Here is an 18,083-nt window from a genome sequence, read left to right as displayed (position 1 = left end):
CTCAGCGGTTCTCGAAGTGGGTCTGGCGCTGGCCGCGCAGGACGATGTCGAAGCGGTAGGCCAGGCAGTCCATCGGGTTGGCGTTGCCCATGTCGAGCTTGGCGATCAGTTGCTGCACCGCCTCGGGGTTGGCGATGGATTTGACGATCGGGCACATCGGGATCAGCGGATCGCCCTCGAAATACAGCTGGGTGATCAACTTGGTGGCGATCGACGGGCCGCTCACCGAGAAATGGATGTGCGCCGGCCGCCAGTCGTTGGGGCCGTTGCGCCAGGGATAGGGGCCAGGCTTGATGGTGCGGAAGCTGTAAAAGCCGTCGCGGTTGCTCAGACAACGGCCGACGCCGCCGAAGTTCGGGTCCAGCGGCGCCAGATACCGGTCGTTCTTGTGCCGGTAGCGGCCGCCGGCATTGGCCTGCCACATTTCCACCAGGGTGTTGGGCACCGGGTGGCCGTACTGGTCCAGCACGCGCCCGGCGACGATGATGCGCTCGCCGATGGGTAAGCCGCCGTGGTCGAAATTGAGCAGCAGGTCGTGGTCGTGCTCACCGAAGCCCAGGTGGGCGAAATTCGGGCCGGTGGTTTCGCTGATCGATTGTGGAATGCTCACCAGCGCCTGGCGCGGCGAACGGGCGATCGAGGTCTTGTAGTCGGGGGTCAGGGCTTTGGGGTGCCAGTTGCGATCACGGATCACGAAGCGGCGATTGTCCTCGGCGGGCATGGCCGTTGTCCTCTCTTGGAATTGTGGGCGCCTGTGCGTGGCAGACGGACATGCAGTTTCCGTGAGGTAACGCCGCCTGAACATTGAAAATGGCACCATCTCGCTTATCGAATTGGTTATGGATAGAGCCCGCGTTTGCAATGTTTCGACCACCTGAACTAATCGCTTCGCGCGAAACTCATACAGCTTATTGCAGGAGACTCTCATGGATTGGCGAAAAGGCCGGCGCAGCGACAACGTAGTGGATGCCCGAGGTTCGGGTGGCGGGGGCGGCGGTATGCGCTTCGGCGGTGGCAAGGGCCTGGGCCTGGGAGCGATCCTGCTGATCGTCGGCATCGGCTGGCTGACCGGCCAGGACCCGTTGCAGATCCTCGGCCAATTGACCGGGCAAAGTGGGCAGGTCGAACAGCGCCAGGCCGCTCCGGCCGGCACTGAAGGCAAGACGCCCCCGGCCGATGACCAGCAAGCCGCTTTCGTTTCCTCGATCCTGGGCGATACCGAAGACACCTGGAAAGCCCTGTTCGCCCAGTCGGGCCAGCAATACCGCGAGCCCAAACTGGTGCTGTTCAGCGGCCAGGTCAATTCGGCCTGCGGCTTCGCCTCGGCGGCGGTCGGGCCGTTCTACTGTCCTGCCGACCAGCGCGTGTACCTGGACATGTCGTTCTTCCGCGAAATGGAAACCCGTTTCTCCGCCGCCGGCGACTTCGCCCAGGCGTACGTGATCGCACATGAAATCGGCCACCACGTACAGACGCTGCTCGGCGTATCCAAAGAAGTGCAAGCCGCCCGTCAACGCGGCGAGCGCATGGAAGGCGCCAACGGTCTGCTGGTGCGTCAGGAGCTGCAAGCCGACTGCTTCGCCGGGGTGTGGGCCTACCAGGCGCAGAAACGCCTGAACTGGCTGGAGCCGGGCGATGTGGACGAAGCGCTGAATGCGGCCAACGCCATCGGCGACGACCGCTTGCAGCAGCAGGGCCAGGGCCGTGTGGTTCCCGACTCGTTCACCCACGGTACTTCGCAGCAGCGCGTGCGCTGGTTCAAGACCGGCTTCGAGCAGGGCGACGCTACCCAGTGCGACACGTTCAACGCACGTAACCTGTAAACCCAACGCTTCGAACGCGGGCTGCCCTCGGGCGGCCCGCGTGCGTTTCGGCACTCTTCCCTACCCGTGCGCTCGTGCCGTTCGCGACCAGTACCGCCAGTGATGGCCCATAGCCAGATTTTCCCAGGAAAATTCTGCTGAAAAAGCGTTTCAGCTAACGCGATGCCAGCCGATAACCCTCGGGTATCCGCGGGCTCTGAAGAACAAAAACGCCCCGCGATGACGAATCAAGTGAGCGAAATTTCTTCAGGGAGCGTGTGCAATGAACAGCTGGTTTGCCAACATCAGCGTCAACTTAAAACTGGGACTGGGCTTTGGCCTGGTCCTGCTTTTGACCGGTCTACTGGCTTTGACCGGCTGGTTCAGCGTGGGCGGTCTGATCGACCGCAGCAACTGGATGAGCGATATCGGCCAGCTCAACAACGACCTGACCGAACTGCGCGTCGCGCGCCTGCAATACATGATCGCCAATGGCGACGACGCTTCGGCGACCAACGTCCAGACCAAGCTCGACATTTTCAGCGCCCAACAGCAACGCCTGGCCAAGTCCTTCAAGAGCGAGGAGAACGTGCGCCTGCTCGGCGAGCTGGGCAAGACCATCGAACAATACAAGGTGTCGTTGAACCTGATGCGTGGTGGCTACGCCGCTTCGAACACGGCACGCACGCGTATGCGCACTGCCGCCGCCGAGGCCGATGCGGCCCTGGAAGCGCTGGCCAAGGACCTGCTCGCCCGGCCGGAGGCCGATGCCACGCGCCTCGCCAACTACCAACTCATCAGCAACGCCCGCCAACAGTTTCTGCGCCTGAGCGTGAACGTGCGCAGCTACATCGCCGACACCAGCGCCACCCAGGAAAAGGCCGCGCTCGACCAGTTCGCAGCGACCCGCCTGGCAGCCGACGAACTGCAACGGCAACTGCCCGGCGAACCTGCGGTGCAGCCTTTCGCCACGCAGCTGCAAGGTTACGGCCAATCCCTCCAGGCCTTCCGCGAAGCCGTGGCGACCATCGCCACCGCGCGCCAGGAGATGACCGTCGAAGGTGCAGACATCGTCAAGACCAGCGCAGCCCTGTACAAGCTCCAGCTCGATCGCCGCGACAGCGAAAGCGCCCAGGCGCGCACCTTGCAGATCGCCGCGACCTTGCTGGCCCTGCTGTTCGGTGTCGTGGCAGCGGTGCTCATCACCCGCCAGATCACCAAACCCTTGCAGGAAACGTTGGGCGTGGTCGATCGCATCGCCCATGGCGACCTGACCCACAACGTGCGCGTGACGCGCCGTGACGAGCTGGGCGTGCTGCAGCAAAGCATCAGCCACATGGCCACTACCCTGCGCGAACTGATCGGCGGCATCCGCGACAGCGTGACGCAAATCGCCAGCGCCGCCGAGGAACTGTCGGCGGTCACCGAGCAGACCAACGCCGGGGCCAACAGCCAGAAGATCGAAACCGACCAAGTGGCCACGGCCATGCACGAAATGGCCGCCACCGTGCAGGAAGTGGCGCGCAATGCCGAACAGGCCTCGCGCGCGGCGACCAGCGCCGACGGCGAAGCCCGCGTGGGCGAGCAGGTGGTGGGCGAAGCGGTCGAGCAGATCGAGCGCCTGGCCGGTGAAGTGCACCGTTCCAGCGAGGCGATGAACACCTTGCAGCAGGAAAGCCAGAAGATCGGCAGCGTCATGGATGTGATCAAGTCGGTAGCCGAGCAAACCAACCTGCTGGCGTTGAATGCCGCCATCGAAGCGGCGCGCGCCGGTGAGGCCGGGCGTGGTTTCGCCGTGGTCGCCGACGAAGTACGCGGCTTGGCGCAGCGCACGCAGAAGTCCACCGAAGAGATCGAGGCCCTGATCGCCGGCCTGCACCGCGGCACCCAGCAGGTCGCCTCGATCATGCTCGGCAGCCGCGAGCTGACCGACAGCAGCGTCGAGCTGGCACGCAAGGCCGGCGTTTCGCTGAGCAGCATCACCGGTACGGTGTCGAACATTCAGGCCATGAACCAGCAGATCGCCGCCGCCGCCGAGCAGCAGAGCGCGGTGGCCGAGGAAATCAGCCGCAGCATCCTCAACGTGCGCGATGTGTCGGAACAGACCGCTTCGGCCAGCAACGAGACCGCCACGGCCAGCGTGGAGCTGGCGCGTCTGGGCGGTCATCTGCAGATGTTGGTCAGCCAGTTCAAGGTCTGATCGGCGCTTTATGGCGGGCGCTGAACCCAGGTTCAGCGCCCGCCGTTCTCCTGCTGTGTCTGGATGGCGTCGCCGCCGCCTCAAACTAACCACCGCGATCTGCCGGGGAAACTGTTTCGCCTGGGTTAGGCCGGCTGTGCCGGCCATCGCGGCTCAAGCCGCTCCCACACACGTGGACTGCACCCAAAACTTGGACATGCAATGGCCTTGTGGGAGCGGCTTTAGCCGCGATGGGCGGCAGAGCCGCCCCAACCCAGCCACGCGCTTTGTCAGAAAACCGTTTCGCCCGGCGTGGGCCGGCTCGTCCAAGTCACTTGACCACGATGCCCTGCCCTCGCCCACGCGGGTCGGACGCCGTTTCGAGGCGGGTGCCCTCGACGCGGATGGCCTGCACGTCGCCCATGTTCCAGCCCTGGTCCTCCAGCACATAGCCCATCTTCTTCAGCTCATCGGCCGCCGGCCCTTGCAGCGGCGCGTAGCTGTCGAAATAGATCGTGTCCTTGGGCAGCAACTGGTGGTGTACGCGTTGCGCGGCCACGGCCTTGTCCAGCGGCATGGCGTAGTCGTAGAGGTTGTTCATCACCTGGAAGATCGAGGTGAAGATCCGCGACCCGCCGGGCGTGCCCAGCACCAGGGTGACCTTGCCGTCACGGGTGACCAGCGTCGGGCTCATCGACGAGAGCATGCGCTTGCCCGGTTCGATGGCATTGGCCGACCCGCCCACCACGCCGAACACGTTGGCCGCACCAGGCTTGGCGCTGAAGTCGTCCATCTCGTCGTTGAGCAGGAAACCCGCACCCTTGACCACCACACCGCTGCCATAGTCGAGGTTGAGGGTGTAGGTGTTGCTGACGGCGTTGCCCTGCTTGTCGACGATGGAGAAATGCGTGGTCTGGTGCGATTCCAGCCCCGGTTTCACCCCGTCGGTAGCGGAAATGGCAGTGGGGTTCACTTGGGCGGCGCGCTTGGCCAGGTAGTCCTTGGCGATCAGTTGATCGACCGGCACCTTGGTGAAGGCCGGGTCGCCCAGATAATCGGCGCGGTCGGCGAACACCCGCTTCTCGATCTCGGCCAGCAGATGGATGTAACGCCCCGAGTTGTGCGCCACGCCTTTGAAGTCGGCGGCGCGGTCTTCCTTGATGCCCAGCAGTTGCGCCAGGGCGACGCCGCCCGAGCTTGGCGGCGGCGCGGTGTAGACCACGTTGCCGCGCCATTGGATGGCGATCGGGTCGCGCCACACGGCCTTGTAGTCGGCCAGGTCTGCACGGGTGATCAGGCCCTTGTCGGCCTGCATCTGCTCGACCAGCAGTTCGGCGGTGCGGCCCTGGTAGAAGTCGCTGACGCCCTTGTCGGCGATGCGCTCCAGGGTCATGGCCAACTCTGGCTGCTTGAACGGCTGGCCGGCCTGCATGCTGGCGAAATAGTCGTTGAAGTTGGTGCCGTCCTTGAACAGACCCTTGGCGTCTTCACGGTACTGGTACTGCTGCTCGGCGACGACGAAACCGTTCTTGGCGTAGCCGATGGCCGGGGTGAGCAGTTCGCTCCACTTGAGCTTGCCGAACTTCTGATGCGCTTCCCACATTCCCATCACCGTGCCCGGCACCCCAGCGGCGCGGGCGCCGACCAGGCTCAGGTTCTCGATGGGTTCGCCCTTGTCGTCCAGGTACATGTTGCGCGTGGCGGCTTTGGGCGCCACTTCGCGGTAGTCGAGGAAATACGGCTTGCCGTCGACGAACAGGGTCATGAAGCCACCGCCGCCGATGTTGCCCGCTTCGGGGTAGGTCACCGCCAGGGTGAAAGCGGTGGCGATCGCGGCATCCACCGCGTTGCCGCCGCGCTTGAGGATGTCGGCGGCGACCTTGGCCGCGTACTGGTCGGGCGCGGCGACGGCGCCGCCTTCGAGGGTCACCGCGAAGCTGGCGGGGCTGCTCAGCAGCAAGGCCGTGACGGCCAGGGACTGGAACATGACGATACGCATGGGCGCTTTCCTTGGTAATTGTTCTTCTTGACTGCCCATTAAGGCCCAAGGCAAGGCGCAGCGCAAACGGGTTTCAACAGGCGTAGGCGGCGAGCTTGTGCTGGATGAAGTCGAGAAAGCACTGGATGCGCAGCGCCAGCTGGGTATTGCGGTAATACACCGCATGGATCGGCTGCCGGTAGCCGCTGTTGGCCTCGGCCAGCAGCACCTGCAAACGGCCTGTGCGGATGTCCTGGTGGGTCATGAAGTGCGACAGGCAGACGATGCCCTCCCCGGCCAGCGCCAGTTGCCGCAAGGTCTCGCCACTGGACGCCAGGAGGCGCGGGCGGATGCGCCAGCGGTCGCCCTCGGCGTGGCGCAGCGGCCAGTGGTTGAGGCTTTCCGGCTGGCTGAAGCCGAGCAGGCAATGCTCTTCCAGCGCCTCGACCGTGGTCGGCGTGCCGCGACGCGCCAGATAGTCGGGGCTGGCCAGCACCAGCAGCGGGCTGCATCCCAGCGAGCGCGCGTGCAGGCTGGAGTCGGCCAGTTCGCCGATGCGGATGGCGACATCGGTGCGCTGTTCGAGCAGATCGATGATCAGGTCATCGGTGTTCAGCTCCAGCTCGATGCCCGGGTAAGCGCGGCGGAATTCGCCGATCCACGGCACGATGGCGTGCAGCATGAAGGGCGCGGCGGCGTTGACCCGCAGGCGCCCGGCCGGTTGCTGGCGGTGCAGCGCCAGGTGCTCTTCCAGGTCGTGCATCTGCGCCAGGATCAGCCGCGCGCGTTCGAGGAAGAAGCGCCCTTCTTCGGTCAGTTCCATGCGCCGGGTGGTGCGGTTGAGCAAGGTCACGCCCAACCGCGATTCGAGGCGCGACAGCGTGCGGCTGAGCGCCGAAGGCGTCTGCGCCAGTTGCTCGGCGGCGGCGGAGATCGAACCGCAATCGATCACCGTGACGAATACCTGGAGTTCTTCGGAGCGGGTCTTCACAGCGCACGGGCCTGTTGCGGAATGAACCGAACTAGATAGCGGCTCATGCACAGGATCGCAAGCCTTGTCGCCTGCGTACGCCATGGCGCGTCAAGCCTGGCCCAGCACCTCGCTCAAGTGCGCCTGGTAAGCGGCGACGGTGGCTTCGACGTTGGGGCGCTTCATCACGTCGGTGGCGAGGAAGGTCGGCAACCCGCGCATGCCGAGGAACTGGTGGGCCTTGTGGAAGGGGAAATACACGGCATCGACGCCCTTGCCTTCGAAGAAGTCGCTCGGGTCGTCGAAGGCCTGCTGCGGTGCGTTCCAAGTCGCGGAGATCATGTAGCGCTTGCCCTGCAGCAGGCCGCCGCTGCCGTATTTCTGCGAGGCATCGGCGCGGGTGCGGCCATCGTTGGCGTACAGGCTGCCGTGGCCGGCGGTGAAGACTTCGTCCATGTACTGCTTGACGGTGTGCGGCGCGCCCATCCACCAGCCGGGCATCTGGTAGATCACCACGTCCGCCCAGAGCCAGTCCTGCACCTGCCGTTCGGCGTCGTAGCCGCCATCGATGAAGGTCTGGCGCAGCTCGAAACCGGCGCGGTCCAGGTGCGCCAGGGCGGCGTCGTGCAGGGTCTGGTTGAGACGGCCGTCGGAGTGGGCGAATTGCTTGCCGCCGTTGAGCAGAAGAATGTTTTTCATGGGAGGCCTCGGGGTCGTTGCCGACCGGATCGCTAAGAAGGCCGGCAGACTAACCAGCCTCGGGCGCGGGAAACAGCCACGGCGGGGCAAATGATAATTGCGCGAGAATCACGAATACCGGCCTTACTGTTGTCATAGACTCGCACTTCAACTTACGCGGAATCCTACCCATGGCCCAACAGCACGCCTTCATCCTCAAAGCCAAGGCCCACCCCGAACGCGCCGACGACTTCGAACGCCTGTTCCGCGCCTATGTCGAGCCGAGCCGGCGCGAACCGGGCTGCATCGAATACCACATGCTGCGCGACCTGGAAGACCCGAGCCTGTTCATCTTCTTCGAAGTCTGGGCCAGCGAACACGACTTCAACGCGCACATGGCCCTGCCGCACATGCGCACCTTCGTCGAGCAGCGCGCCGAATACCTGGAAGGCGAGTTCGACGTTCAGCGCATCGAGATGCTCAGCCCCTCTTCGGCTAGCCGTTGAGCAGCAGGTGCAGCCCCAGCAGGCCCAGCCCGACGAAGAAGCAACGCTTGAACAGCGTCGGGCTGATGCGCTGGCGCAGCCACTGGCCGGCGAACATGCCCAGCAGCGCCGGTAGCAGCATCAACAGCGAGGCGCCCAGCGCCTGACCACCCAGAGCGTCCTGCCCTGCCAGGCCCACCGCCAGGGCCAGGGTCGACACCGTGAACGACAGGCCCAGCGCCTGCACCATCTCGTCGCGGCTCAAGCCCAGGCTTTGCAGATAAGGCACGGCCGGCATGACGAACACGCCGGTAGCGGCCGTCACCACCCCGGTGACCAATCCGCACAGAGGCCCCAGCCAACGCTCGTGCCGCGGCGCCACGCGCAGTTGCGGGCCGGCCAGCCCGTACAGCGCATACACCACCAAGGCGCCGCCCAGGGCATGCGCCGCCCACGGCCCGCTGTCGATGCCCAGCCACAGGCTGCCCAGGCACGTGCCGAGGAAGATCATCGCCAACAGGCTGCCCAAGCGCCGCAACAGCGTGCGCAGGTGCCCGCCGAAGGCCAGTTGCCACAGGTTGGTCACGGTCGACGGTACGATCAGCAGCGCCGCCGCCTGGGCCGGCGGCAGGCCCAGCCCCAGCAGGCCCATGGCGACCGTGGGCAGGCCCAGGCCGATCACGCCCTTGACTGCGCCAGCAAGGAGGAAGGTCAGCAGCACCAGCAACGAAAGCGCGGCGCCGATGTCCTGATAGAAACCGATGAATGTGTGCATGGCAGGCATCGTGCCTGGCACCGCGAGCGCTGACAACTCAAGGACTACGGCACCGACCTGCGCAATGGCCCAGGCCTCGACCGGCCCTGGCGTGCAGCGCCCGGTGATACAGTCTGCGCGGTGCGGCCTTGCCGTGCCTGCGCGGGCCACGCACACTCGCCGACCGTCGCAGCCTGAAAGGATCCTTCGCATGCCGTCGATCTACCAGCTCAAACCCCGCTTCCAAGCCCTGCTGCGCCCCAGCGTGCAGCGCCTGTACGAGCGTGGCGTCACGGCCAATCAGGTCACCCTGGCCGCCGCCGCGGTCTCGGTGCTGCTCGGCCTGCTGCTGGTCTGGCGCCCCGAGGCCACGGCGCTGTTCCTGCTGGTGCCGCTGTGGATGCTGCTGCGCATGGCGCTCAATGCCGTGGACGGCATGCTCGCCCGCGAGTTCGGCCAGCAATCGACCCTGGGCGCCTACCTCAACGAGCTGTGCGATATCGTTGCCGACGCCGCGTTGTACCTGCCCTTCGCCCTGCTGCCGGGCGTGTCGCCGAGCCTGGTGGTGCTGGTGGTGGTGCTGGCCGTGGTCAGCGAATACGCCGGGGTGATGGGCCCCTTGGTGGGCGCCTCGCGCCGCTACGATGGCCCCATGGGCAAGAGCGACCGCGCTTTCGCCTTCGGCGTACTCGGCACCGGCGTAGGCCTGGGGCTGCTGGCCGCGAGCTGGGTCAACGGGCTGCTGGCGCTGATTCTGCTGCTGTCGCTCTATACCCTGTACAACCGGGTGCGCCGCGGGCTTCTCGAAGCGCGTCGAACCACCCCCTGAAACCCACCCGCTGCACTTCTCTGTCGGACAAGGACTTTCGCCATGCGCCAAGCGCAATCGCTGCATTTCCCGACCCACGACGGTGTCGACCTGCATTACCGCCACTGGCCCGCCACGCTGAGCGAACACCAGCCGCGCCGCGCCGTGGTGATGTTCCATCGCGGCCACGAGCACGGCGGGCGCCTGGCGCACCTGGCCGACGAACTGGACATGGCCGGCTACGACTTCTTCGCCTGGGACGCCCGCGGCCATGGCCTGTCGCCTGGTGCTCGCGGCGACAGCCCGAGCTTCGCCACCAGCGTGCGCGACGTACAGACGTTCATCGAGCACCTGCACGAGCGCCACGGCATCGAAGAACAGGACATGGTGGTGCTGGCGCAAAGCGTCGGCGCCGTCGTGGTGGCCACCTGGGCCCACGATTACAACCCCAGGGTGCGCTGTCTGGTGCTGGCCTCGCCGGCATTCAAGGTCAAGCTCTACGTACCCTTCGCCCGCCCCGGCCTGAAACTGATGAAGGCGCTGCGCGGCAACTTCTTCGTCAACAGCTACGTCAAACCGCGCCTGCTGACCCACGACCCCGACCGCGTGATGTCGTACAAGGCCGACCCGCTGATCAGCCGGCCGATCTCGGTGACCATGCTGCTGGGGTTGTACGATGCCGCCGACCGCGTGGTGGCCGATGCCCAGGCGATCCAGGTGCCGACGCAGTTGCTGGTGTCGGGCGCCGACTTCGTGGTGGAGCGCGCCCCGCAGGAGCGCTTCTTCGAGCGCCTGGGCAGCGCGCGCAAGGAAATGCACGTGCTGCCGGGCTTCTTCCACGACACCCTGGGCGAGCGCGACCGTGCCCATGCCCTGGCGCGGATCAGGCGCTTCGTCACGCATTGTTTCGATGCGCCCGTCGCGCCCGTTTCGCTGCTCGATGCCGACCGCGTCGGTGCCAGCCTGGCCGAAGCCGAAAGCCTGGCCGCGCCGCTGCCGCCCCATTCGCCACGGGCGCTGTACTGGCGCGCCACCCGCGCCGGCTTACGCCTGGGCCAAGGCTTCTCCGAAGGGGTCAAACTAGGCTTCGACACCGGCTTCGATTCGGGCAGCACCCTGGACTACGTGTACCGCAACCAGGCTACCGGCAAAGGCAAGCTGGGCCGAGCCATCGACCGCAACTACCTCGACGCCATCGGCTGGCGCGGCATCCGCCAGCGCAAGCTGCATGCCGAAGAACTGCTGCGCGAGGCCATCGCCCGCCTGCGTGAAACGCAGCGACCGGTGCACATCGTCGACATCGCCGCCGGGCACGGGCGCTACATTCTCGAAGCACTGCACACCCTGACGGAAAAACCCGACTCGATCCTGCTGCGCGACTACAGCGAACTGAACGTGCAACGAGGCAGCGCGCTGATCCAGGAGAAAGGCTTGGCCGACATCGCCCGCTTCGTCCAAGCAGACGCCTTCGACCGCGCCAGCCTGGCCGCCCTCGATCCACGGCCGACCCTGGCGGTGGTGTCGGGGCTGTACGAGCTGTTCGCCAGCAACGCCCTGGTCGGCAACTCTCTGGCGGGCCTGGCCGATGCGGTCGAAGACGGCGGCTACCTGGTCTACACCGGCCAGCCCTGGCACCCGCAACTGGAGATGATCGCCCGCGCCCTGACCAGCCACCGCCAAGGGCAGGCCTGGGTCATGCGCCGCCGCAGCCAGGCCGAGATGGACCAGTTGGTCGAGGCCGCAGGCTTTCGCAAGATCGCCCAGCGCATCGACGAATGGGGCATCTTCAGCGTCAGCCTGGCGCAACGGGTGCGTGGATGACGGCGGTGCGCGAAACGGGGCTGATCCGCCGTGGCGTGCTGTGGTTGCTGCTGCTCGGGCCGCTGTTCTTCATCAGCTATGGCCTGAGCAACAGCCACACCGCCACGCGCGCTGACGTCGGCACCCTGGTGTTCGAATGGGAGCATCGGGTGCCGCTGTGGCCGTGGACGATCATTCCGTACTGGTCCATCGATCTGCTCTACGGCCTGTCCTTCCTGTTGCCTCTGAGCCGCCGCGAAATGGACCGCCATGCTCTGGCCCTGCTCAGCGCGCAGGTGCTGTGCGTGGCGGGCTTTCTGCTTTGGCCGCTGCGCTTCACCTTCGAGCGCCCCGCGCTGGACGGCTTGTTCGGCTGGCTGTTCGACGTGCTGATGGGCTTCGACAAACCCTTCAACCAGGCACCGTCGCTGCACATCGCGCTACTGGCGATCGTCTGGACCATGTTCGCCCGGCATGTGCACGCCCAGCCCTGGCGCTGGCTGGTGCATGGCTGGATGGCGCTGATCGGGGTGTCGGTGCTGACCACCTGGCAGCACCATTTCATCGATGTACCCAGCGGCGCGCTGGTGGGGTTGCTCTGTGTGTGGCTGTGGCCGACGCAGGGCGCATTGCCCTGGCAGCATGCGCGGTTCAGCCGCGGCCCTCGCTGCTGGCGACTGGCGGGGATCTATGCCCTGGGTGCGGCCTTGCTGACAGCCCTGGCACTGACGCTCGGCGGCGGCGCGCTGGTCTTGCTGTGGCCTGCCGTGGCGCTGCTGCTGGTGGCGCTCAACTACGCGCTGTTGGGGCCCGAAGGCTTCCAGAAGCGTGCCGATGGGCAGTTGTCGGTGGCGGCCCGTATGCTGCTGGCGCCGTATGTGCTCGGGGCCAGGCTTAATGCCTGGTTCTGGACCAAAAAGCGGCCGCGCTGCGATGAGATCTGCGAAGGGGTCTACCTGGGACGCGTGCCGAACCATGCCGATGCCGCACCTTTCGTCGCCATCGTCGACCTGTGCGCCGAGCTGCGCTGCGCGGCGCAGGTGCCCCACTACCGCAGCCTGCCCAGCCTCGATCTGGTGGTGCCGGATGGCGCGGTGCTGACGCAAGCGGCGGCCGACATCGAAACCCTGCGCCAGCACGGTCCGGTACTGGTGTGCTGCGCCCTGGGCTACTCGCGCAGCGCCAGCGCGGTGGCGGCCTGGCTGCTGCTGACCCGGCGCTGCGCCACGTTGCAGGCTGCCGAGGCGCTGATTCGTCTGGCACGGCCTACGGTCGTCTTGCATGCGGACCACCGGCAGGTGTTGGGCCGGCTGGAGCGCACAGCGTGAAGCGATCTGCGATTGTGAAACCGCAGCCGAACGCGCCTGCACAGCGACCATCGACAGGCATCGATCGACCGAGGGTGTGTCGATGAAGCGAAGCCCGATCGCGAGGCCGCAGTCGAACATTCCCGCGTACCGATCATCGACAGGTCCTGCCTCGACTGGAGGTAGGCTTGGGAACCGCCACCGGGTCGCAAGGCTGCAACCGACGCGCTCTGATGTGTTTCTGCCAAGCGGGCGACGCCGAAGTTCGATGCCGACGGAGCCGTGCCCATGAACCTGTTCGTCGTCGCCACCCTACTGCGCCGCGGCGCGCAGTTGGAGCGTGTGTCCGACGGTATCACCCTGCTCGCGGCTGCCTATGCGCTGGCGCCCCTGCTCGGCGCTCCGCTGGTGCCCTGGGCGAGCGCGGGGGCCGTGCTGCTGGTGGTGCTGGGGCTTGCGCACAAGTACTGGGCCGTGCGCGTGGCGCTGGACGCCGAGCTGTTCGCCCGCATGGCCGACAGCGGCGCGGCGCTGGACGACGACACCCTGGCCCTGGACCATGCCCTGCAGGCGCTGCACTTGAAGCCTCATACCGCCAGCCCCCACGACTGGCCGGCACGCAGCCGGGGCGCCTTGGCCCTGCTGCGCCGCCAGGCCCTGTGCCTGGGCCTACAAATCCTGCTGCTGTTGGCTACCCTGCTGACACTGCCCTTGCTCGGATGACCGCGCCCCATGCTCGCTGACCTCACCGCCTTCAGCATTACTTCCGCCGCCCGCCTGATCACCGGCGCCCGCGCCCTGTGGCTGGGTTGCACGCCGCAGCCGGTGCAGCGGCTGTACTACGCCAACCACAGCAGCCACGGCGACTTCGTGCTGCTCTGGGCGTCCCTGCCCGACGCCCTGCGCAAGCGCACCCGTCCGGTGGCCGGCGCCGACTACTGGTGCAAGCCGGGCCTGCGCGAGTTCATCATCCGCAAGGTCTTCAATGCCGTGCTGATCGACCGCCAGCGCAGCGACACCCTCGACAGCCCTCTGCAACCGGTGCTCGACGCCCTGGCCCAGGGCGATTCGTTGATCTTCTTTCCCGAAGGCACACGCAACCTGGGCGACGAGCCGCTGCTGCCGTTCAAGAGCGGCCTGTTCCACCTGGCGGCGGCCCACCCGCAGATCGAACTGGTGCCGGTGTGGATCGCCAACCTCAACCGCGTCATGCCCAAAGGCCGCGCTCTGCCCCTGCCGCTGCTGTGCACCCTGAGCTTCGGCGAACCCCTGCACCGGCTCCCTGGCGAGAGCAAGCCGGACTTTCTCGAACGGGCCCGCCTGGCCTTGCTCACCCTGGCCCCCAAGGAGGCCTGACATGGACGACAACACCCTTTCGCTGTTCGCCGGCATCGGCGCGCTGTTACTGCTGGCCAGCGTCATCGGCCGCCTGCTCAAATGGCGCGCCGGCGCCGGCCCGCACCCGGTCATCGACAACCTCAACGCGCGCATCAACGCCTGGTGGGTGATGGTGCTGGTGATCGGCATCGCCTTCGTGTTCGGCAAGTACGGCGTGATCGTGCTGTTCTACGGCGTATCGTTCTATGCCCTGCGCGAATTCATGACCCTCACCCCGACCCGGCGCAGCGACTATCCGGCCCTGGCAGCCGCCTTCTACATCGCCTTGCCGGTGCAGTACCTGCTGATCGCCAGCGACTGGTACGGGCTGTTCAGCATCTTCATTCCGGTCTATGTGTTCCTGTTGCTGCCGATCCTGGCGAGCCTGGGCGGCGACACCACACGTTTTCTGGAGCGCACCTCCAAGGTGCAGTGGGGGTTGATGATCGCGGTGTATTGCGTGTCGACGGTGCCCGCGCTGATGACCCTAGATATCCCCGGCTACGAAGGCCGCAACCTGCTGCTGATCGCTTGGTTGATCCTGGTGGTGCAGCTCAGCGACGTGCTCCAGTACGTGTGCGGCAAGCTGTTCGGCAAGCGCAAGGTGGCGCCGAACCTGTCGCCGTCCAAAACCCTCGAAGGGCTGCTCGGTGGCGTGGCGCTGGCGACGCTGGTCGGCGCGCTGCTGTGCTGGATCACACCGTTCAGTTTCTGGCAGGCGGCCTTGCTGGCGCTGGTGGTCAACGCCATGGGCTTCTTCGGTGGGCTGGTGATGTCGGCGATCAAGCGCGACCGCGGCGTGAAGGATTGGGGCCACATGATCGAAGGCCACGGCGGCATGCTCGACCGCATGGACTCGGTGTGCTTCGCCGCCCCCGTGTTCTTCCACTTCGTGCGCTACTGGTGGGCGTGAAACAGCGCGGCCAGACACTTAGGGGTCGAGCCCAGGCAACTGGGGCTCGGCCATTGCGCCTATGGTTGCCCGTCAATCCGCCCGCCTAGGAGCCTGCACATGTCCGATTTCATCACCGTTCTGCGTGAAACCTGCCCGACGCCTGTGGTCGACGCCACCAAGTGGAAGCGCATCGGCGGCGAGCCGCATACGGTCAACCTCAACGCCTACCTGTCGGCCGACGGCAGCAAGATCATGGGCACCTGGATCTGCACCCCAGGCAAGTTCGAGGTGAACTACGACAAGTGGGAGTTCTGCCACTTCCTCGAGGGCTACTGCATCATCACCCCCGAAGGCGAAGAGCCCAAGCACCTCAAAGGCGGCGACGTGTTCGTGATCGAACCGGGGATGAAAGGCACTTGGGAAGTGGTCGAGACGGTGCGCAAGTACTTCGTCTTCGCCTGATTCGCGTCGGTGGCCCGCTTCGCCCGCTCAATGCGGGCGAAGTCGTTCCAGGCTTGCAGGAAAAACGCGCCTGCCGCTTCAGCATGCTCCTCACCCGCGCTTGCGATACCCCTCGACGATCGCCGAGAAGTCCTTGCCTCCTTCGCCGCGCAAGCTCATCGCCTGGTACAACTGCTGCGCCACCGCACCCATGATCACCGGCTGCTGCGCCTGGCGCGCCGCCTCGGTGGCCAGGCCCAGGTCCTTGAGCATCAGCTCTGCACCAAAACCGCCGGTATACCCCCGCGCAGCAGGCGCCGTATCAATGACGCCCGGCCAGGGGTTGTAGGTATCGGAACTCCAGCACCGCCCGGTCGAGCTGTTGATGATCCCCGCCAGCACCTGGGTGTCGATGCCCAGCGCGTCGCCCAGGGCCATGGCTTCCGAGACGCCGATCATCGAAATACCGAGCAGCAGGTTGTTGCAGATCTTGGCGATCTGGCCCGTGCCCACGCCTCCGCAATGCACGATGTTGCGCCCCATGTGCGCCAGCACCGGCTTGAAGGTGGCGAACAGCGCGTCACTGGCGCCGACCATGAAGGTCAGGGTGCCGGCCGCCGCGCCGCCGGTGCCGCCCGAGACCGGCGCATCGCCCATGTCCACGCCTTGGTCTGCCGCCGTCTGGCTGACCTCGCGGGCGGTCTGCGGGTCGATGGTGCTGCAATCGAGCGTCGGCGTTCCGGCGCGGATACCCGCCAGCACGCCTTCTTCGCCCAGGTACACACTGCGCACGTGGGCGGCGGCGGGCAGCATGGTGATGATCGCGTCCGCCGTGCTGGCGGCCTCCTTGGGCGAGGCGCTGACCTGGCCGCCCAGGCCTTGCAGCTCGGCGAGCACGGTAGGGTTGAGGTCGAACAGGTTCAATTGCTGGCCGGCCTTGAGCAGGTTGCGCGCCATCGGCGCACCCATGTTGCCCAGACCGATGAATGCGATACGCATGCCGACCTCCTTAACGCAGGCTGATGGTGGTGTTCACGCCGTCCTGGGCGCTGTCGTCGTCGAACCAGCGAGCGGTCACGGTCTTGGTCTGGGTGTAGAACTGCACCACCTGCTTGCCGTAAGGCCCCAGGTCGCCCAGTTTCGAGCCGCGCGAACCGGTGAAGCTGAACAGCGGCACCGGTACCGGAATGGGAATGTTGATGCCCACCTGGCCCACATCGATCTCGCTCTGGAACTTGCGCGCCGCCGCCCCGCTCTGGGTGAACAGGCCGGTGCCGTTGCCGAAGGGGTTGCGGTTGACCAGGGCGATGGCCTCGTCAAGGGTGTCGACCGTCAAGGTCACCAGCACCGGGCCGAAGATCTCCTGGGTGTAGATGTCCATGTCGGTGGTCACGCCGGAGAACAGCGTCGGCCCGACGAAGTTGCCCTGCTCGTACCCCGGCACCTGCACGTCGCGGCCATCCAGCTCCAGCACCGCGCCTTGCGCCACGCCGCGCTCGATCAGGCCCAGCACCCGCTCCTGGGCGCGCCGTGAGATCAATGGGCCGACGTCGGTGCCCGGCTCGCCGCCGGCATTGACTTTGAGCCGGCTGGCGGCAGCTTTGATATCCGGTAGCCACTCGCGCGCCTTGCCCACCAGCACCGCCACCGAAGTGGCCATGCAGCGCTGGCCTGCCGCGCCGAAGGCGGCGCCCACCAAGGCATTGACGGTTTGCGTGCGGTTGGCGTCGGGCAGCACCACGGCATGGTTCTTCGCCCCCATCATCGCCTGCACCCGCTTGCCATGCTGGCTGGCGAGGCTGTGCACATGGGTGCCCACCTCGGTGGAGCCGACGAACGACACGGCCTTGATCTGCGGATGCGTGCACAACGCGTCGACCACCGACTTGCCGCCATGCACCACGTTCAGCACTCCGGCCGGCACCCCCGCTTCCAGCGCCAGCTCTACCAGCATCAGGGTCGACAGCGGGTCCTGCTCCGAAGGCTTGAGCACGAAAGTGTTGCCGCAGGCGATGGCCATGGGGAACATCCACAGCGGGATCATCGCCGGGAAGTTGAACGGCGTGATGCCCGCGCAGACGCCGATGGGCTGGCGCAAGGTGTAGGTGTCGACGCCACCGGCCACGTTCTCGGCGAACTCGCCCATCTGCAAGGTGCCGATGGCGGCGGCATGCTCGACCACTTCCAGGCCGCGGAAGATGTCGCCTTCGGCATCGGCCAGCGTCTTGCCCTGTTCTGCGCTCAAGGTCCGGGCGATGCGCGCACTGTGCTCGCGGATCAGCGCTTGCAGCTTGAGCATGATACGCGCGCGCACGCCGATGGAGGTTTCGCGCCAGGTCAGGAACGCGCGCTGCGCCGCAGCCACGGCCGCCTCGACTTCGGCCTCGGTGGCGAACGGCACCCGCGCCAGCACCTGCTGGGTGGCCGGGTTGACCACATCGCGCCATTCGCGGGTCTGGGACTCGACCCACTGCCCGTCGATCAGCAGCTTGGCCGACTGGACTTGGGTGTCATGGGGTTGTTGCGGGGCATTCATCGGCGTTCTCCTTGGAATTGTTGTAAGGACGCGATCGAAGGCGCCTGCTGCGATGCAGGCATGGCGCCATCAG

The 18,083-nt window shown here is 66.2% G+C and carries 17 protein-coding genes; 10 read left to right on the top strand and 7 right to left on the bottom strand.

Annotation, left to right across the window (positions count from 1 at the left end; all coding sequences use genetic code 11):
• Window position 1: 1 nt before the first annotated feature.
• Window positions 2-721, bottom strand: coding sequence for a protocatechuate 3,4-dioxygenase subunit beta (gene pcaH / locus AA0Z93_RS10515; protein WP_413048988.1), 720 nt, complete (start codon window positions 719-721; stop codon window positions 2-4).
• A 205-nt stretch (window positions 722-926) separates the two neighbouring features.
• Here pcaH and AA0Z93_RS10510 point away from each other — a divergent pair, with 205 nt between their 5' ends.
• Both AA0Z93_RS10510 and AA0Z93_RS10505 read left to right on the top strand, forming a co-directional pair.
• Window positions 927-1,823, top strand: coding sequence for a neutral zinc metallopeptidase (locus tag AA0Z93_RS10510; protein WP_413048989.1), 897 nt, complete (start codon window positions 927-929; stop codon window positions 1,821-1,823).
• Between the two features lie 262 nt (window positions 1,824-2,085).
• Window positions 2,086-4,002 (top strand): methyl-accepting chemotaxis protein, encoded by a 1,917-nt coding sequence (locus AA0Z93_RS10505; protein WP_413048990.1) that lies wholly within the window; start codon window positions 2,086-2,088, stop codon window positions 4,000-4,002.
• A gap of 310 nt (window positions 4,003-4,312) precedes the next feature.
• On the opposite strand, the gene ggt is transcribed toward AA0Z93_RS10505, so the two are convergent.
• From ggt to AA0Z93_RS10490, 3 genes are all read right to left on the bottom strand, one after another.
• The gene (gene ggt / locus AA0Z93_RS10500) at window positions 4,313-5,980 is read right to left on the bottom strand and encodes a gamma-glutamyltransferase (protein WP_413048991.1); all 1,668 of its coding nucleotides are present in this window, start codon (window positions 5,978-5,980) and stop codon (window positions 4,313-4,315) included.
• Between the two features lie 73 nt (window positions 5,981-6,053).
• Entirely contained in the window at window positions 6,054-6,950 is an 897-nt protein-coding gene (locus AA0Z93_RS10495) for a LysR substrate-binding domain-containing protein (protein ID WP_413048992.1), read from the bottom strand.
• Window positions 6,951-7,040: 90 nt separating this feature from the next.
• Window positions 7,041-7,628: an NAD(P)H-dependent oxidoreductase gene (locus AA0Z93_RS10490; RefSeq protein ID WP_413048993.1), complete on the bottom strand. Its 588-nt coding sequence runs from the start codon at window positions 7,626-7,628 to the stop codon at window positions 7,041-7,043.
• Between the two features lie 170 nt (window positions 7,629-7,798).
• Here AA0Z93_RS10490 and AA0Z93_RS10485 point away from each other — a divergent pair, with 170 nt between their 5' ends.
• Window positions 7,799-8,113, top strand: a complete 315-nt coding sequence (locus AA0Z93_RS10485; RefSeq protein WP_413048994.1) for a putative quinol monooxygenase — start codon at window positions 7,799-7,801, stop codon at window positions 8,111-8,113.
• Here AA0Z93_RS10485 and AA0Z93_RS10480 read toward each other — a convergent pair.
• Entirely contained in the window at window positions 8,103-8,867 is a 765-nt protein-coding gene (locus AA0Z93_RS10480; RefSeq protein WP_413048995.1) for a sulfite exporter TauE/SafE family protein, read from the bottom strand. The two genes, AA0Z93_RS10485 and AA0Z93_RS10480, sit on opposite strands and share 11 nt — an antisense overlap.
• A 190-nt stretch (window positions 8,868-9,057) precedes the next feature.
• On the opposite strand from AA0Z93_RS10480, the gene AA0Z93_RS10475 reads away from it, so the two are divergent.
• The 7 genes from AA0Z93_RS10475 to AA0Z93_RS10445 all read left to right on the top strand — a co-directional run bounded on the left by AA0Z93_RS10475 (window position 9,058) and on the right by AA0Z93_RS10445 (window position 15,495).
• Window positions 9,058-9,675, top strand: a complete 618-nt coding sequence (locus AA0Z93_RS10475) for a CDP-alcohol phosphatidyltransferase family protein (RefSeq protein WP_413048996.1) — start codon at window positions 9,058-9,060, stop codon at window positions 9,673-9,675.
• 42 nt (window positions 9,676-9,717) lie between these two features.
• On the top strand, window positions 9,718-11,475 hold the full coding sequence (locus tag AA0Z93_RS10470) for a bifunctional alpha/beta hydrolase/class I SAM-dependent methyltransferase (protein WP_413048997.1): 1,758 nt from the start codon (window positions 9,718-9,720) through the stop codon (window positions 11,473-11,475).
• The gene (locus tag AA0Z93_RS10465; protein ID WP_413048998.1) at window positions 11,472-12,782 is read left to right on the top strand and encodes a phosphatase PAP2/dual specificity phosphatase family protein; all 1,311 of its coding nucleotides are present in this window, start codon (window positions 11,472-11,474) and stop codon (window positions 12,780-12,782) included. The genes AA0Z93_RS10470 and AA0Z93_RS10465 overlap by 4 nt, the downstream gene beginning before the upstream one ends.
• Before the next feature lie 267 nt (window positions 12,783-13,049).
• A complete protein-coding gene (locus AA0Z93_RS10460; protein WP_413048999.1) occupies window positions 13,050-13,484 on the top strand; it encodes a hypothetical protein in 435 nt (144 codons plus the stop codon).
• 9 nt (window positions 13,485-13,493) lie between these two features.
• Window positions 13,494-14,117 (top strand): lysophospholipid acyltransferase family protein, encoded by a 624-nt coding sequence (locus AA0Z93_RS10455; RefSeq protein ID WP_296265371.1) that lies wholly within the window; start codon window positions 13,494-13,496, stop codon window positions 14,115-14,117.
• A 1-nt stretch (window position 14,118) separates the two neighbouring features.
• Entirely contained in the window at window positions 14,119-15,051 is a 933-nt protein-coding gene (locus AA0Z93_RS10450; protein ID WP_413049000.1) for a phosphatidate cytidylyltransferase, read from the top strand.
• Between the two features lie 99 nt (window positions 15,052-15,150).
• Entirely contained in the window at window positions 15,151-15,495 is a 345-nt protein-coding gene (locus AA0Z93_RS10445; RefSeq protein WP_038411964.1) for a cupin domain-containing protein, read from the top strand.
• Window positions 15,496-15,585: 90 nt separating this feature from the next.
• Here AA0Z93_RS10445 and mmsB read toward each other — a convergent pair whose 3' ends face one another.
• Together mmsB and AA0Z93_RS10435 are read right to left on the bottom strand one after the other, a co-directional pair.
• Window positions 15,586-16,473: a 3-hydroxyisobutyrate dehydrogenase gene (gene mmsB / locus AA0Z93_RS10440; RefSeq protein WP_413049001.1), complete on the bottom strand. Its 888-nt coding sequence runs from the start codon at window positions 16,471-16,473 to the stop codon at window positions 15,586-15,588.
• Window positions 16,474-16,483: 10 nt separating this feature from the next.
• On the bottom strand, window positions 16,484-18,010 hold the full coding sequence (locus AA0Z93_RS10435) for a CoA-acylating methylmalonate-semialdehyde dehydrogenase (RefSeq protein WP_413049002.1): 1,527 nt from the start codon (window positions 18,008-18,010) through the stop codon (window positions 16,484-16,486).
• Between the last annotated feature and the right edge of the window lie 73 nt (window positions 18,011-18,083).

Source organism: Pseudomonas phoenicis (assembly GCF_047302395.1).
GTDB lineage: Bacteria > Pseudomonadota > Gammaproteobacteria > Pseudomonadales > Pseudomonadaceae > Aquipseudomonas.
The sequence above is the reverse complement of the archived record's forward strand: the minus strand, read 5'-3'. Positions and strand labels throughout refer to the sequence as shown.